General features: G+C 65.6%; 13 protein-coding genes. 10 read left to right on the forward strand and 3 right to left on the reverse strand.

Features of this window, described 5'->3' with window-relative positions; genetic code table 11:
- Positions 1-19 precede the first annotated feature (19 nt).
- Positions 20-553: a Spy/CpxP family protein refolding chaperone gene (locus tag ABIB42_RS19935; protein ID WP_184237941.1), complete on the reverse strand. Its 534-nt coding sequence runs from the start codon at positions 551-553 to the stop codon at positions 20-22.
- Between the two features lie 196 nt (positions 554-749).
- Between ABIB42_RS19935 and ABIB42_RS19940 the strand changes: the two genes are divergently transcribed.
- From ABIB42_RS19940 to ABIB42_RS19960, 5 genes are all read left to right on the forward strand, one after another.
- Positions 750-1,478: a response regulator gene (locus tag ABIB42_RS19940; protein ID WP_005663395.1), complete on the forward strand. Its 729-nt coding sequence runs from the start codon at positions 750-752 to the stop codon at positions 1,476-1,478.
- Entirely contained in the window at positions 1,475-2,845 is a 1,371-nt protein-coding gene (locus tag ABIB42_RS19945; protein WP_005663394.1) for an ATP-binding protein, read from the forward strand. Before ABIB42_RS19940 ends, ABIB42_RS19945 begins: the two co-directional genes overlap by 4 nt.
- Before the next feature lie 118 nt (positions 2,846-2,963).
- On the forward strand, positions 2,964-4,142 hold the full coding sequence (locus tag ABIB42_RS19950; RefSeq protein ID WP_005663392.1) for an efflux RND transporter periplasmic adaptor subunit: 1,179 nt from the start codon (positions 2,964-2,966) through the stop codon (positions 4,140-4,142).
- Positions 4,139-7,273: an efflux RND transporter permease subunit gene (locus ABIB42_RS19955; protein WP_005663391.1), complete on the forward strand. Its 3,135-nt coding sequence runs from the start codon at positions 4,139-4,141 to the stop codon at positions 7,271-7,273. The genes ABIB42_RS19950 and ABIB42_RS19955 overlap by 4 nt, the downstream gene beginning before the upstream one ends.
- Before the next feature lie 201 nt (positions 7,274-7,474).
- Entirely contained in the window at positions 7,475-8,416 is a 942-nt protein-coding gene (locus ABIB42_RS19960) for a hypothetical protein (RefSeq protein ID WP_429248873.1), read from the forward strand.
- 62 nt (positions 8,417-8,478) lie between these two features.
- Here the strand turns inward: ABIB42_RS19960 and hemB are convergent, their stop codons facing one another.
- Both hemB and yihA read right to left on the reverse strand, forming a co-directional pair.
- Complete coding sequence (hemB, locus tag ABIB42_RS19965) at positions 8,479-9,486, reverse strand: porphobilinogen synthase (protein ID WP_071360715.1); 1,008 nt, start codon at positions 9,484-9,486, stop codon at positions 8,479-8,481.
- Between the two features lie 19 nt (positions 9,487-9,505).
- The gene (gene yihA / locus ABIB42_RS19970; protein WP_071360714.1) at positions 9,506-10,261 is read right to left on the reverse strand and encodes a ribosome biogenesis GTP-binding protein YihA/YsxC; all 756 of its coding nucleotides are present in this window, start codon (positions 10,259-10,261) and stop codon (positions 9,506-9,508) included.
- A 143-nt stretch (positions 10,262-10,404) separates the two neighbouring features.
- On the opposite strand from yihA, the gene ABIB42_RS19975 reads away from it, so the two are divergent.
- From ABIB42_RS19975 to ABIB42_RS19995, 5 genes are all read left to right on the forward strand, one after another.
- Positions 10,405-11,079: a c-type cytochrome gene (locus ABIB42_RS19975; RefSeq protein WP_429248874.1), complete on the forward strand. Its 675-nt coding sequence runs from the start codon at positions 10,405-10,407 to the stop codon at positions 11,077-11,079.
- Positions 11,080-11,198: 119 nt separating this feature from the next.
- Entirely contained in the window at positions 11,199-13,292 is a 2,094-nt protein-coding gene (locus ABIB42_RS19980; protein WP_429248875.1) for a cytochrome c biogenesis protein ResB, read from the forward strand.
- Between the two features lie 24 nt (positions 13,293-13,316).
- A complete protein-coding gene (gene ccsB, locus ABIB42_RS19985; protein ID WP_071360712.1) occupies positions 13,317-14,495 on the forward strand; it encodes a c-type cytochrome biogenesis protein CcsB in 1,179 nt (392 codons plus the stop codon).
- Between the two features lie 132 nt (positions 14,496-14,627).
- Positions 14,628-15,608 (forward strand): protein-methionine-sulfoxide reductase catalytic subunit MsrP, encoded by a 981-nt coding sequence (msrP, locus tag ABIB42_RS19990; RefSeq protein ID WP_005663381.1) that lies wholly within the window; start codon positions 14,628-14,630, stop codon positions 15,606-15,608.
- A complete protein-coding gene (locus ABIB42_RS19995; RefSeq protein WP_429248876.1) occupies positions 15,608-16,231 on the forward strand; it encodes a sulfite oxidase heme-binding subunit YedZ in 624 nt (207 codons plus the stop codon). The genes msrP and ABIB42_RS19995 overlap by 1 nt, the downstream gene beginning before the upstream one ends.
- The last annotated feature ends 8 nt before the right edge of the window (positions 16,232-16,239 follow it).

Genomic DNA, 16,239 nt, shown 5'->3' on the forward strand with positions numbered 1-16,239 from the left:
ACCTTGGGAGCCGTCATGCTTACGCGTTCGCGCGGTGGCCGTGGTGACCGTGATGGCGCGGGCCCTTGCGGTGCTTGGCCTGCTCATCGAAGGTCTTGCGCTGTTCCGGCGTCAGCTGGGCATAGAAGCTGTTCAGGGCGCCAAGACGCGCTTCCATGCGCGCGGTGCGTTCCTTCTGCATCGCGATCTGCTTTTCCATGCGTTGCGGGGCGCTCAGGCTGGCCCAGGCGGCGCGGTCGCCACGTCCGGCGCGTTCACCCTTCTTCTGCGGCGCCTGGCTGGCGACGAAGGCGTCCCAGGCCGGCTGCTGCTGCGCATTGAGCTTGAGCGCATCGCGCAGCTTGGCCTGGCGTTCGGCGCGCTTCTGTTCCATCTTCGCGCGGCGCTCGCCGGCCTTGGCCTGCCACTCGGCCTTCTTGGCCAGGCGTTGCTCGGCGGTCAAGGCCGGACGGCCTTCGGCAGGGGCGGCGGTCTGGGCCTGGGCGCCGACAGTGGCGCCGAACAGGCCGGCAGCGGTGAGGGCGATCACGAGATTCTTGCGGAGGGTGTTCATTGGTTATTCCTTTGTGAGAGTCTGGTTGACGTGCATCCGAAACGCTCGCTGCACGGTTCCCATCTTGCGCACAAACTGTAACCGTGGGGTTTCCCCTGTCTCGCACATTGTATCAATATGTTTCGGGCCTATTCGCTTATACACAGCGATACAAAATGCTCCTCCGGGCTTGTCATAAACTCGGATAATTGAGGTTATGGATACTCCCTCTACGATTCTGATCGTCGACGATGACCGCGACATCCGGACCCTGCTGGCCGACTACCTCGAGTCGAACGGCTACCGGACGCTGGCCGCCGCCGACGGCAACGCGATGTGGAAGGCGCTCGAAGAAACCCGCCCCGACCTCATCGTGCTCGACCTGAACATGCCCGGCGACGACGGCCTGACGCTGTGCCGCAAGCTGCGCGCCACCTCGACCCTGCCGGTCATCATGCTGACCGCCCGCAACGAGCCGCTGGACCGCATCCTCGGCCTCGAGATGGGCGCCGACGACTACCTGCCCAAGCCCTTCGAGCCGCGCGAACTGCTGGCGCGCATCCGCAGCGTGCTGCGCCGCTCGCACGCCATGCCGTCCAACACGCCGTCCGAGAACGTGCAGCAGATGCGTTTCTCGGGCTGGACGCTCGACCTCACCGCGCGCCACCTGCTCAACCCGGACGGCATCGTGATCATGCTGTCGGGCGCCGAGTTCCGCCTGCTGCGCGTGTTCCTCGAGCATCCGAACAGGGTGCTGAACCGCGACCAGCTGCTCAACCTCACGCAGGGCCGCGACGCCGACCCGTTCGACCGCTCGATCGACATCCAGATCAGCCGCCTGCGCCAGAAGCTGGGCGAGGATGCGCGCATGCCCCAGATCATCAAGACGGTCCGCAACGGCGGCTACGTGCTGGCCGGCCAGGTGACGGTGGAGCCGGCGGCGTGAAGGATTTCTTCGGGTCGATGACGGGCCGGGTGTTCCTCACGCTGCTGCTGGGCGTGTGGATCTCGGCCGCGCTGACCCAGCTGGCGGCCGACTACCAGCGCCTGCGCGACTGGGAACGCCAGCGCGAGCAGCACCTGCTGGAACGCGCCGAGCAGCTCGTCATGGCCACCGAGATCGTGCCCGCCGAGGCGCGCTCGATCTATCTCGACGTGGCCAACCGCCCCGGACTCGAGCTCCAGGTCAGCGATACGATTCCGGCGGCAGCGCCGGCCACCCCGTTCGCGAAGTCGCTGGCCGCGCGTCTGGGCAAGGGCTACCGGGTCGAATCGGTCTCCGCGCGTCCGGCCGCCTGCGACGGTGCGCCGCCCCTGCCCATGATGTACGGGCTGCTCAGCATGCGCTACAGCGGCGCCTGCGAATCGCTCAACGTGCACCTGCGCGACGGCGCCGAGCTGCACCTGTCGGTGCTGCCGCCACGCCCGTCCACGCCAAGCGACCTCGACCTGCGCGCGCTGGTCGCCCTGTTCATGGTCAGCATCGCCGTGCTGGCCTACCTGGTGGCGCGCATGACCACCCGGCCGTTCAAGCAGCTGGCCCAGGCCGCGCAAGACCTGGGCCAGGACATCAACCGTCCGCCGCTCGACCTCACCGGCGCCAGCGAGATCCGCCAGGCCAGCGCCGCCTTCAACGCGATGCAGGCGCGCATCCGCCAGTACATCTTCCAGCGCACGCAGATGCTGGCCGCGATCACCCACGACCTGCAGACGCCGCTCACGCGCATGCGCCTGCGGCTCGAAAAGGTGGCGGACGGCGAGCTGCAGGAGCGCCTGATCGGCGACCTGTCGGCCATGCAGGAAATGGTGCGCGAAGGCCTGGTGCTGGCGCGCAGCATGGACACCACCGAGGCGATGCAGATGCTGGATCTCGATTCGCTGCTGGAAGCGGTGTGCGCCGACGCCAGCGACGCCGGCCAGGATGTCACGCTGGAGGGCAAGGCCACGATGGCGGTGCTGGGCCGGCCGCTCGACCTGCGCCGCTGCCTGGGCAACCTGATCGACAACGCGGTCAAGTACGGCCGCGATGCGCGCGTCTGCGTCGACCGCATCAACGGCACGGCGCGGGTGCGCATCCGCGACAGCGGCCCGGGCATCCCGAGGAGCGAACTGGGACGGGTGTTCGACCCGTTCTACCGGGTCGAGACCTCGCGTTCGCGCGAATCGGGCGGCACCGGCCTGGGATTGACGATCGCGCGCAACATCACCGAGCAGCACGGCGGCAGCATCACCCTGACCAACCACCCGGAAGGCGGGCTGGAAGTGACCTTGATGCTGCCGGCCTACTACCCGAACAAATTGGTGAATAAATAAGGCAGTACACGAAGTCGTAACAACACTGTGGGACAATGCGGCGCCCTCATCCAGGGCGAGCTGCACGGCCACCACGATCAATGATGGAGCCGCCGACAACGGGCGGCAAGGGACGAGAATGAAAAAGAAGAATGTCGGCGTCATCGCCGGAATTGCGGCGCTGGTCGTGGCTGGCGGCTGGTATCTGAACCAGGGCAACGATGCCAAGGCCGAGGCGGGAGCGGGCCAGGGGCCGGGCGGCCAGCCGCCGGTGACCGTCAACGTGGTCGCGCCCGAGCGGCGCGACGTCGGCGTCGAACTGTTCGCCAACGGCACCGTGACCCCAATGAAAACGGTCAACCTGCATCCGCAGACCGTCACCACGATCCGCGAAGTACATATCCGCGAAGGCCAGTTCGTCAAGGAAGGCCAGCTGATGTTCTCGCTCGATGACCGCGCCGACATGGCCAACGTCGCCCGCGCCGAAGCGCAGGTGGCGCGCGACTCGGCCACCCTGGCCGACCTCGAGCGCCAGTACAAGCGCAGCCAGGAACTGGTGGCGCAGAACTTCCTGGCCCAGAGCGCCCTCGACTCCCTGCTCAGCCAGGTCGAAGCCCAGCGCGCGCTGGTGCAGTCGAACCAGGCGGCGGCCCGCGCCACGCGCGTGAGCGCCAGCTACACCACGATCCGGGCGCCGATGACGGGCCGGGTCGGCGCCATCGACGTCCACCCGGGCACCCTGGTGCAGATGAGCACCTCGCTCACCACCATCACCCAGCTCGACCCGATCAACGTGTCGTTCACCCTGCCGGAATCGACGCTGGGCGCGCTGCTGGCGGCCCAGAAGCAGGGCAACGTCGAGGTACGGGTCAACCCGGGCAGCGGCAAGGAAGAAGACGCGCCGGTGGTCGGCCGCCTGAGCTTCATCGACAACGCGGTCGATCCGCAGGCCGGCACCATCCGCGTGAAGGGCGAGTTCGCCAACCGCGACACCTCCCTGTGGCCGGGCCAGTACGTGACCGCCAACGTGGTGGTGCAAACGCTGAAGAATGCGGTGGTGATCCCGCAGACCGCCATCATCACGGCGACCAACGGCACCTTCGTCTATGTGCTGGGCGAGGGCAACTCGGCGCGCCAGGTGCCGGTGCAGCGCGTGTACGCCTTCGGCGACCAGGCGGCCGTCACCGGCCTCGAGGGCGACGAACGGGTCATCACCGAAGGCAAGCAGAACCTGCGTCCGGGCGGCAAGGTGCGCCTGGCCGGGCAGGGCGCCAAGCCGGCCGCGCCGGCGCCGGCCAAACAGGGCGAGCAGGCATGAATCTGTCCGAACTGTGTATCCGCCGTCCGGTGATGGTGGTGCTGCTGTCGCTCAGCCTGGTGCTGGTCGGCATCCTGTCGTACATGCAGATCCCGGTCGCCGCGCTGCCCAGCTATAACACGCCGGTCATCAACGTCTACGCCAACCTGGCCGGGGCCAGCCCCGAGACGATGGCGTCCTCGGTGGCGCTGCCGCTCGAGAAGCAGTTCTCGACCATCGCCGGCATCAAGCTGATCACCTCGACCAGCACCCAGGGCGACACCAATATCGTGCTGGAGTTCGACAACGAGATCGACGTCGACAAGGCGGCGGTGGACGTCCAGGCGGCCCTGCTGGTGGCCCAGCGCCGCCTGCCGCTCGAGATGACCGAGATGCCGTCCTACCGCAAGGTCAACCCGGCCGACGCCCCGATCCTGTTCATGCACCTGACCTCGCCGTCGATGGACTTGTCGGAGCTGAACGACTACGCCGAAAACCTGATCTCGCCGGCGATCTCGACCGTGCAGGGCGTCTCGCAAGTGTCGATCAACGGCGGCAAGCGCTTCGCCGTGCGCGTGCGCGCCCGTTCCGACCTGATGAACGCCCGCAATATCTCGATGGACGAGCTGGCGGCGGCGCTGCGCGCGGCCAACTCGAACACGCCGCTGGGCATCCTCGACGGCCCGACCCAGGCGCTGACCATCCAGGGCGGCGGCCAGCTGATGCGGGCAGCCGACTTCGCCAACCTGATCATCGCCACCCGCGACGGCCTGCCGGTGCGCCTGAAGGACATCGCCGACGTGCAGGACAGCTACCAGTCGGTCAAGGCCATGGGCAGCCTGAACGGCGAGCGCTCGATCTCGCTGATGGTGCAGCGCCAGCCGAACGCGAACACCGTGCAGGTGGTCGACGCGGTGCGCGCGCTGATCCCGCGCTTCGAAGGACAGCTGCCGGCCTCGATCAAGATCGAGCTGGTGAACGACCGCTCGCTGTCGATCCGCGAAGCGATCCACGACGTCAACCTGACCCTCGGCGGCACCGTGCTGCTGGTGATCCTGGTGATCTTCCTGTTCCTGCACCGCGCCGCCGCCACCTTCATCCCGGCGGTGACGGTGCCGATCTCGCTGCTGGGCGCGCTGTCGCTGCTGTACTGGCTCGGCTACAGCCTGGACAATATCTCGCTGCTCGGCATCACGCTGGCGGTCGGCCTGGTGGTCGATGACGCGATCGTGGTGCTCGAGAATATCGTGCGCCATATGGAGATGGGCAAGAAGCCGATGGCGGCCGCCCTCATCGGCGCGCGCGAGGTGGGCTTCACCATCATCTCGATCTCGATCTCGCTGGTGGCGGTGTTCATCCCGATCTTCTTCATGCCGGGCGTGATCGGCCTGCTGTTCCGCGAATTCGCCGTGATCGTCGGCCTGGCGGTGCTGGTCTCGGCCCTGATCTCGCTGACCCTGGTGCCGATGCTGTGCTCGCGCCTGCTCAAGGATGGCGGCCACGTCGACCCGAAAGACATGTCGTGGATCGGCCGCCGCTTCGAAGCCGGCTTCACGCGCGTGCGCAACGGCTATGGACGCACGCTGGACCTGGCGCTGCGCCACCGTTTCGTGGTGCTGATGCTGGCGCTGGGCACCTTCGTGCTGACCGGCGTGCTGTATTCCACCATGCCGAAGGGCTTCTTCCCCGAAGAAGACATCGGCCAGATCCGCGTGATGGTCGAAGCGTCGGAAGACACGTCGTCGATGGCGCTGGCCGAGCTGCAGGGCAAGGTGGTCGACATCATCCGCGCCAATCCCTATGTGAAGGACACGACCTCGTTCAGCGGCGGCGGCAATACCGGCCGCATGTTCCTGGTGCTGAAGGACCGCGGCGAACGTCCGCCGATGGACCTGGTGATCGACGACCTGCGCAAGGCCACCCGCGCCGTGCCGGGCGTGCAGGTGTTCATGTCGCCGCAGCAAAACCTGCAGCTGGGCGGGCGCCAGAGCAAGGCGCGCTACCAGTACACGCTGCAGAGCGTGTCCGGCGGCGAGATCGGCGGCTGGGCCGAGAAATTCCTGGAAGGCATGCGCAAGGACGAGCGCTTCCGCGACGTCAACAGCGATTCCCAGAACAAGGCGCTGCAGGCGACGGTGGACATCGACCGCGACAAGGCGGCGCTGCTGGGCGTGGAAATGGACGACATCCGCACTGTGATGTACGCCTCGTTCGGCGAACGCCAGGTCTCGACCATTTATTCGACGGCGGCGAGCTACTACGTGATCCTGGAAGCGGCCGCGAGCGACCGCTACTACGACGAAGCGCTGTCGCGGGTCTCGGTGCGCAGCAAGAGCGGCGAGCTGGTCAAGCTGTCGAGCATCGCCTCGGTGCGCCGCACGGTCGGCCCGCTGCAGGTCAACCACCAGGGCCAGCTGCAGGCGATCACCCTGTCGTTCAACCTGGCCCCGGGCGTGTCGCTGGGCGACGCCACCGCCCACATCGAGGAGCTGGGGCGCGAAATGAAGCTGCCGGCCTCGGTCATCGCGACCTATGGCGGCGACGCCGCCGTGTTCCAGGATACGCAATCGAGCCAGCTGATCCTGATCATCGCCGCGGTCGGCGTCATCTACGTGCTGCTGGGCGTGCTGTACGAAAGCTATATCCACCCGCTGACCATCCTGGCCGGCCTGCCGTCGGCGGCCGTCGGGGCGCTGATCACCCTATGGTTCTTCGACAAGGACCTGACCCTGATCGCCATGATCGGCATCCTGATGCTGATCGGCATCGTCAAGAAGAACGCGATCATGATGATCGACTTCGCGCTCGACGCCCAGCGCAACCTGGGCATGAGCCCGCAAGAGGCGATCCGCGAGGCCTGCATCCTGCGCTTCCGCCCGATCCTGATGACGACCCTGGCGGCGCTGATGGGTGCGCTGCCGATCGCGCTGGGCATCGGCGCCGGCGCCGAGCTGCGCCAGCCGCTGGGCCTGGCGGTGTGCGGCGGCCTGATCTTCTCGCAAGTCATCACCCTGTACATCACCCCGGTGATCTACCTGTACCTGGACCGCTACAGCGGCACCGGCCCGTTGACCGACGAGCAGATCGCGAGGGCCGACCAGGACCACGTGGCGCATCCGGCCACGCCGGTCCACCCCGTGCACCCGGCCTGAGCGGCAATCATGTGCGCCGGCCGGCCGCCAGTATCGGAACATTCATTGTCTGATACTGGCGGCCGGAAACATTTGGTAACAACCATCAACGGCCTGGACAGCGCACCCGGGCGCCGCGCGTGGTGCGTCGGCGCCGCAAAACGGTTAGACTGCGGCTCTCTGCCGTTTTTTTAGACGTGGCTTCCAGGAAATCGATCGATCTTGCGTGACCATTCCCACACCTACGACCAGGACAGCGAAGTGTGTTCCCATTGCGGGCAGCCACTGCCGCCGACAGGGCCGCGCTATGGGCTGGGGCTAGCCTACGGGCGCAAGAAGCCGAACCGCTTCGGCGTGGCGGGCACGATCGCCGTCCACCTGTTGCTGGTGCTGCTGTGGTTCTATGAACCGAAGGAGCAGGACCAGCGCACGGCGCGGCCGGCCTCGGAAGACCAGGGCGACAGCCAGGTGGTCTATGTGGCGCCGCTGCAGGAAACCTCACCCGTCGAGGCGGCGCCGCGGCCGACGCCGCGTCCCTTGCCGGCGCCGCCGGTGCCGCGCGTGGAACAGGAGCGCATCATCGTCCAGCGCCTGCCGGACACCATCACGGTTCCCGACGAGCGTCCCGCGCCGCCGGCTCCGCCGCAACCGCAGCGCCAGCAGCCGCCCACCGAAGTCCCGCCCGACATGGACATGGCGGCTTACGTGAAGGCCCAGCGCGAGCGCCGCGGCGCCCCGACCGGCGCCGAAGTGCCGGCCCAGGAAAGCGACGCCGCGCGCGGCACCCGCAACGCGCTGGCGAACATCGCCGCCATCAACGGCCGCGGCACCGACGACAGCAACGAGACGGGCGGCATCTTCTCGGTGTCGAACAAGACCTTCAACACCATGGACCTCAAGTTCCGCGGCTGGAACCCGAGCTTCAAGCGGCGCTGGCTGACGGCGGTGACGGTGGAGCAGGGCAGCGAGCGCGATATCGAGACCGCCGTCATCAAGAAGATGATCGAGCTGATCCGGCGCGAGAAGAAGGGCGACTTCGAGTGGGATTCGCACCGCCTGGGGCGCGTGGTGAAGCTCAGTGCGAGGCCGCAGGATACGGATCAGCTGATGACCTTCCTGTACAAGGAGATGTTCCCGGATTACAGGCCGGTGCCGGGACGCTGAGGCATTGTCGACGCCAACAAAAAACCGTGCCTCGGCACGGTTTTTTCATGCGCGCGGAGCGATCAGCCCGCCTTCAGCTTGCGCGCGATATCCAGCGCAAAATACGTCAGCACGCCATCGGCGCCGGCGCGTTTAAAGGCCATCATCGACTCCATCATGACCTTGTCGTGATCGAGCCAGCCATTCAGCGCGGCGGCCTTGAGCATCGCGTACTCGCCGCTGACCTGGTAGGCGAAGGTCGGCACCTTGAACTCGTCCTTCACACGGCGCACCACGTCCAGGTAGGGCATGCCCGGCTTGACCATCACCATGTCGGCGCCTTCGGCCAGGTCGAGCGCCACTTCGCGCAGCGCCTCGTCGCTGTTGGCCGGGTCCATCTGGTAGGTGTTCTTGTCGGCCTTGCCCAGGTTGGCGCTGGAACCCACGGCGTCGCGGAACGGGCCGTAGAAGGCGGATGCATACTTGGCCGAATAGGCCATGATGCGGGTGTGGATGTGGCCCTGCGCTTCGAATGCCTGGCGGATGGCGCCAATACGGCCGTCCATCATGTCCGACGGCGCCACGATGTCCACGCCGGCCTCGGCGTGGGTGAGCGCCTGCTTCACCAGCATCTCGATCGTCTTTTCGTTGACGATGTAGCCGTTCTCGTCCGGCAGGCCGTCCTGGCCGTGGGTCGTGTACGGGTCGAGCGCGATGTCGCTGATCACGCCCAGTTCCGGGAAGTTCTTCTTCAGTTCGCGCACCACGCGCGGCACCAGCCCGTCCGGGTTGGTCGCCTCGATGCCGTCATAGGTCTTGACCGACTGGTCGACCAGCGGGAACAGCGCCATGGCCGGGATCCCGAGCGAAACGCATTCTTCGGCGACTTTCAGCAGCAGGTCGAGCGAGACGCGTTCGACGCCCGGCATCGACGCCACCTGCTGGCGCTGGTCCTGGCCTTCGAGCACGAAGACCGGGTAGATCAGGTCGGCGGCGGTGATGGTGTTTTCGCGCATCATGGCGCGCGAGAATGGGTCGCGCCGCATGCGGCGCGGGCGGGCCGCCGGATAGGCGGAGGTAATAATGGTCATCTTGATCGTCCTTGCAAAATCAGGCGGCAGGGTTATCGTCGTCCGCCGACGGCGCAGCACTTTCTTCGTTGCCGGTGTCTTCCTCTACTTCTTCCTCGTATTCGTCCTCGCTGCCGCTGAGTCCGGCCAGTTCCAGGATCTTCGCGTCCGCTTCCTCGATGCCGATGCGCTTGAGCGCCGAGAACAGTTGCACCGTGAACGGGAAGCCATTGCCTTCCTCGTCGACATAGCTGTCGAGCACGGCGCGCGCTTCGCGCAGGGCATTGGTCGACTCGTTGCGATTGAGCTTGTCGGCCTTGGTCAGGATGCAGTGGATCGGCTTGCCGGTCGGGGCGAACCACTCCAGCATCTGGACGTCGAGGTCGGTGAACGGGCGGCGCGAATCCATGATCAGGATGAGCGCCGCCAGCTGGTCGCGGCGCTGGACGTAGTCGCCCAGCAGCTTCTGCCAGTGCAGCTTGGCGGTGCCCGAGACTTCGGCATAGCCGTAGCCCGGCAGGTCGACCAGCAGCGCTTCGATCTCGTCGACCCGGACCGCATCCTTGCGGTGCTGGCCCACGTGGGCGCCGCCGATCGAGAAGTAATTGATGTGCTGGGTACGGCCAGGCGTCTTGGAAGCGAACGCCAGACCCTTCTGGTTGGTCAGGATATTGATCGCTGTGGATTTGCCGGCGTTCGAGCGCCCGGCGAAGGCGATTTCCGGTACTTGCGTGCCTGGCAAATCGCGCAACTGGTTAACGGTCGTGAAGAACCGGGCTTGCCATAATCTGGACATTGGGAGAGGGATTAAGGGCCATGAAATGGCGTTGGGGAAACAAAGCTATTGTACAATAAGGGGTTGATTGCTGCTCCGCCCACTGGCGGGTAGATCAAAGCGCTGCACTGAACTTTCAATCTTGACTTTATAAGGTGCCAGTTATGAATCGGTTGACGTCCCCCTTGCTTAAAACACTGTTGGTTACTTCGCTGACTGTTTTTGGGGGACTACCGGCGGCGATGGCGGCGTCCGCCGCAACCGCGCCAGCGGTCAAAGCCGATCCAGCCAAGGGCGGCGCCCTGTACGAAGCGGGCGACGCCGCGCGCGGCCTGCCGTCCTGCCTGTCCTGCCACGGCGCGGCCGGCAACTCGACGATCGCGATCAATCCGAAACTGTCGGGCCAGTTCGCGACGTATACCCACAAGCAGCTGGTCGACTTCACGACCGCGCACCGCCAGCAGCCGATCATGACGACCTATGCCAAGATGCTGACGGAGCAGGAGAAGAAGGATATCGCAGCCTGGCTCGCGACGCAGGCGCACAAGCCCGGCGCGGCGAAGAACAAGGAAACCGTCGAGCTGGGCCGCAAGATCTATCGCGGCGGCATTGCGGAAAAAGGCGTGGCTGCCTGCGCCAGCTGTCATGGCGCCACCGCCAACGGCATCCCGGCGCAATACCCGCGCCTGGCCGGCCAGCACCAGGATTACACCACGGCCCAGCTGGAAGCATTCAAGACCGGCGCCCGCGCCAACAGCCCGCAGATGACGGTGCTGTCGCAACGGATGTCGCCGGAAGAGATGCGTGCAGTGGCAGACTATATCGCCGGCTTACGCTAAGAGTGTTGCTTTAGCGCTACGCATGAGCATGAGATGAACGGAAGAGGGCGGCAGCGTCGAGCTGACGCCCTTTTTTCCACGCGCGGACCCGCTTTCGCGCAGGATGAAAGTTGTAGAGTATGAGCACCACCGGAATTGAACTGAATACCCGCCGCCCCTGGCTGGCCGAGGCGGTCGAGCTGATCTCCTCGATGCGCTTCGCGATCAGCCTGCTCACCATCATCTCCATCGCCTCCGTCATTGGCACCGTGCTCAAGCAGAACGAGCCGATGCCCAATTACGTGAACCAGTTCGGGCCGTTCTGGTTCGAGATCTTCGACAAGCTCGGCCTGTACAACGTCTATTCGAGCTGGTGGTTCCTGGTCATCCTGGTGGTGCTGATCGTCTCGACCGCGCTGTGCGTCGTGCGCAACACGCCGAAGATGTTGCGCGATATGCGCAGCTGGCGCGAGAACGTGCGTGTCGAATCGCTGCGCAATTTCCACCACAAGGCCGACTGGCAGGCGCCGCTGTCGCGCGCCGCGCTGGCCGAGCAGAGCGCGTTGCGCCTGCGCCACGCCGGCTATGCCACCAAGATCGTGGAAAAAGACCAGGCGATCCTGGTGTCGGCCAAGAAGGGCGCCGGCAACAAGTTCGGCTATATCTTCGCCCATACCTCGATCATCGTGATCCTGCTGGGCGGCATGCTGGATTCGGAACTCCCCGTGCGTGTTCAACAATGGTTCTTTGGCAAGACGCCGTTCACCGGCAGCGGCGTGATCGCCGAGATCCCGGCCCAGCATCGCCTGGGCACCAGCAATCCCAGCTTCCGCGGCAATACCGCGATCGCCGAGGGCCAGACCAGCCATACCGCGATCCTGAACCAGCCGTCCGGCGTGCTGGTGCAGGAATTGCCGTTCGGGATCGAGCTCAAGAAATTCCACATCGAGTTCTATTCGACCGGCATGCCCAAGCTGTTCGCCAGCGATGTCGTGGTGCACGACCTGGAAAACGGCCACAAGTTCGAGTCGACGATCAAGGTCAACCATCCGCTGATCTACAAGGGCATCGCCGTCTACCAGTCGAGCTTTGACGATGGCGGCAGCAAGCTCAGGCTGACCGGCTTCCCGATGACGGGCGCCAGCGCGGCCAGCTTCCCGATCGAAGGCGAAGTCAATGGCGCGACCGAGCTCACCTTCGGCAAGGATACCTATGCCGTCGAGTGGTCGGGCTTCCGTCCCTTCAACGTCGAGAACGTCGCCCAGGGCAACGACGCGCGCGCGGTGGGCAAGAACGTCGGCTTCAATGCGCAGCTGTCGGCCACGCTGGGCAAGGCCTCCGGCGCGGCGGCCGACCCGGACGCCAACAAGGACCTGAAAAACGTCGGCCCCAGCGTGCAGTACAAGCTGCGCGACCACACCGGCCAGGCGCGCGAATACATGAACTACATGCAGCCGCTGACCCTCGAAGGCGCCCAGGTCTACCTGGCCGGCGTGCGCTCGAATCCGTCCGAGAACTTCAGCTTCCTGCGCATCCCGTCCGACGAGCGCCACGGCGTGGGCGACTGGATGCGCCTGCGCGCGGCGCTGTCCGATCCGGCCGCGCGCCAGGAGGCGGCCAGCCGCTACGCCAGCCGCGCGCTGAGCGCCGAGCAGCGCGGCGGCGGCGCGCTGGCCGGCCAGCTGAAGGACTCGGCCGCGCGCACGCTCGACATCTTCGCAGGCAGCGACGGCCGCGGCGGTTTCGTCGGCGTGGCCCGCTTCCTGGAACAGATCCCGCAGGCCGAGCAGGAAAAGGCGGCCGGCATCTTCATGAAGATGCTCAACGGCGCGCTGTGGGAATTGTGGCAGGTGGCGCGCGAAAAGAACGGCGATGCCGCGGCGGAGCCGACTGACGCCAACGGTCGCTTCCTGCAACTGGCCACCAATGCCTTGTCGGACAGCTTCCTGTACGGCGCCCCGGTCTATTTGCAGCTGGACGATTTCACCGAAGTAAAGGCGTCGGTGCTGCAGATGACTCGCTCGCCGGGCAAGAATGTGGTCTACTTCGGCTGCCTGCTGCTGACGCTGGGCGTGTTCGCGATGTTCTACATCCGCGAGCGGCGCGTCTGGATCTGGGTGCGCGACGTCGATGGCGGGGCCGAGGCCCTGATGGCGATGAGCACCCAGCGCAAGACGCTCGATTTCGAGCGTGAATACGAAGAGCTGTCGGTCAAGCTGCCGCAACCGGCGTAAGCTGGCGACGATCTGGAGAAAATGATGGAACTGTCCCAAACGAAAAATAGCGCTCCGGCGCGCTCGACCGACAAATACCAGGAAAAGGTCGGCTACTTCCGCCGCCTGACCGCGGCCGACTGGCTGTACGGCATCGCGCTGCTGGCGGGAGCCCTGTACGCCCAGGTCCAGTACGGCCATTTCATGGACATCTATGAAGAAATCATCCTGATCTGTACCGCGCCGGTATTCGCGGCGCTGGGCTGGTACTGGAAGCCGATGCGCTGGCTGGTGCCGCTGGTCGGCGTGCTGTCGCTGGCCGCGATCTCGATGTATGACGGCAACCTGGCGGCGGCCGAGCAGAAGTTCTTCCTGAAATACATGCTGTCGAGCGGCTCGGCCATCCTGTGGATGAGCGCGCTGTTCATGTTCTCGACCGTGTTCTACTGGGTCGGCCTGTTCAGCCGCGGCAAGTTCGGCGGCGGCGTCGGCGCCAACCTGTGCTGGGCCGCGGTCGTGATCGGCTCGGTCGGCATGATGGTGCGCTGGTACGAAAGCTACCTGATCGGGCCGGACGTGGGCCACATCCCGGTGTCGAACCTGTACGAAGTGTTCATCCTGTTCGCGATCATCACCGCGCTGTTCCACCTGTACTACGAAGAACACTACGCCACTCGCCAGCTGGGTCCGTTCGTGATGCTGATCATCGGCGCCGCGGTCGCCTTCCTGCTGTGGTACACGGTGTCGCGCGACGCCGCCCAGATCCAGCCGCTGGTTCCGGCGCTGCAGAGCTGGTGGATGAAGATCCACGTCCCGGCCAACTTCATCGGCTACGGCACCTTCGCCCTGGCGGCGATGGTCGGCACCGCTTACCTGCTCAAGTCGCACGGCATCCTGGCCGACCGCTTGCCGCCGCTGGAGGTGCTGGACGACGTGATGTACAAGTCGATCTCGGTCGGCTTCGCCTTCTTCACCGTCGCCACCATCCTGGGCGCCCTGTGGGCGGCCGAGGCCTGGGGCGGCTACTGGTCGTGGGACCCGAAAGAGACCTGGGCCCTGATCGTCTGGCTCAACTACGCGGCCTGGCTGCACATGCGCCTGATGACCGGCCTGCGCGGCCGCGTGGCGGCCTGGTGGGCGCTGGTGGGCTTGCTGGTGACCACCTTCGCCTTCCTGGGCGTGAACATGTTCCTGTCGGGCTTGCACTCGTACGGCGAGCTGTAAACCGGCTCCGTGCGCGTGCCGGATGACCGGGCGGCCAACCGTCACCGCGTGGACGGCGTAGCCGTCCACCCTAACGCTGGCTTAAGGGAACTTCGTGTAATGTAAGCAAAACACCAGTTCCCGAGGCCAGCCATGCTGTTCAAACGTCATCCCAACGGACTCGATCTTCCGTTCCCGTCCGAAATCACGCCGCAAGAGGTCTATACCGGGCGGCGCCAATTTATTGCCCGCATGGCCGCCACGGCGGCAGTCGGCAGCGGCATGTGGGAGATGGCCAACCGCGACGCCTTCGCCCAGGCTGCCCCTGCCCAAAAGCTGGCGGCGCGCGCCAACGTGGCGCTGTCCACCGACGAGAAGCAGACCCCGTTCAAGGACGCCGCCGGCTACAACAACTTCTATGAGTTCGGCCTCGACAAGGGCGATCCGGCCGAGAACGCGCACACCCTGCGCACCCGGCCCTGGACCGTGCGCATCGAGGGCGAGGTCAACAAGCCGCTCACGCTCGACATCGACAGCCTGCTCAAGCTGGCCCCGCTCGAGGAACGCATCTACCGCCTGCGCTGCGTCGAAGGCTGGTCGATGGTCATTCCCTGGGTCGGCTATTCGCTGTCGAATTTGCTCAAGCAGGTCGAGCCGACCGGCAATGCCAAATTCGTCGAATTCACCACCCTGGCCGACCGCAAGCAGATGCCGGGCCTGAGGAGCGGCGTGCTCGACTGGCCCTACGTGGAAGGCTTGCGCATCGACGAAGCCATGCATCCGCTGACCATGCTCACGATGGGCATGTACGGCCAGGTGCTGCCGAACCAGAACGGCGCGCCGGTGCGCCTGGTCGTGCCCTGGAAATACGGTTTCAAGTCGGCCAAGTCGATCGTGCGCATCCGCCTGGTGAGTCGCCAGCCGCGCACCGCCTGGAACGATTCTGCGCCGCGCGAATACGGTTTCTATTCGAACGTGAACCCAAACGTCGACCATCCGCGCTGGTCGCAGGCGAGCGAACGCCGCATCGGCGAGACCGGCCTGTTCCAGCCCAAGCGCAAGACGCTGATGTTCAACGGCTATGACCAGGTCGCCTCGCTGTACACGGGCATGGACTTGAAGCGCTATTACTGATGGCGCTGCAGCTTTCCAATCAACGGGTCGGATGGGTAAAAACGGCCGTTTTTATCCTCTCGCTGCTGCCTTTCGCGCGCCTGGTGTGGGGGACCGCCACCGGCGCCTTCACCGATCCGCTGGCGGAAATCACCGGCATCAGCGGCGAGTGGGCGCTGTACTTCCTGTGCATCACGCTGGCGGTCACGCCGCTGCGGCGCCTGACGGGCTGGAACTGGCTGGTGAAGCTGCGGCGCATGGTCGGGCTGTTCACCTTCTTCTATGCGCTGGTCCACTTCATCGCCTTCCTGTGGTTCGACCATTTCTTCGACGTGGCGGCGATGCTGGCCGACGTGGTGAAGCGGCCGTTCATCCTGGTCGGCTTCATCGCCTTCGTGCTCCTGATCCCGCTGGCGGCCACGTCGACCAATGCGATGATCAAGCGCCTGGGCGGCAAGCGCTGGCAATGGCTGCACCGGCTGATCTACGCGATCGGTCCGCTGGCGATCCTGCACTACTGGTGGATGAAAGAGGGCAAGAGCGACTTCGCGCAGCCGATCCTGTTCGGGGCGATCATGGCGCTGCTGCTGGGCGCGCGGGCATTCTGGCATTTCAGGCGCAAGCCCCAAGCTGCGGGCGTTTGACTGCGGCG

Origin of the sequence: Massilia sp. UYP32 (assembly GCF_050434365.1) — a bacterium.
GTDB lineage: Bacteria > Pseudomonadota > Gammaproteobacteria > Burkholderiales > Burkholderiaceae_D > Telluria > Telluria timonae.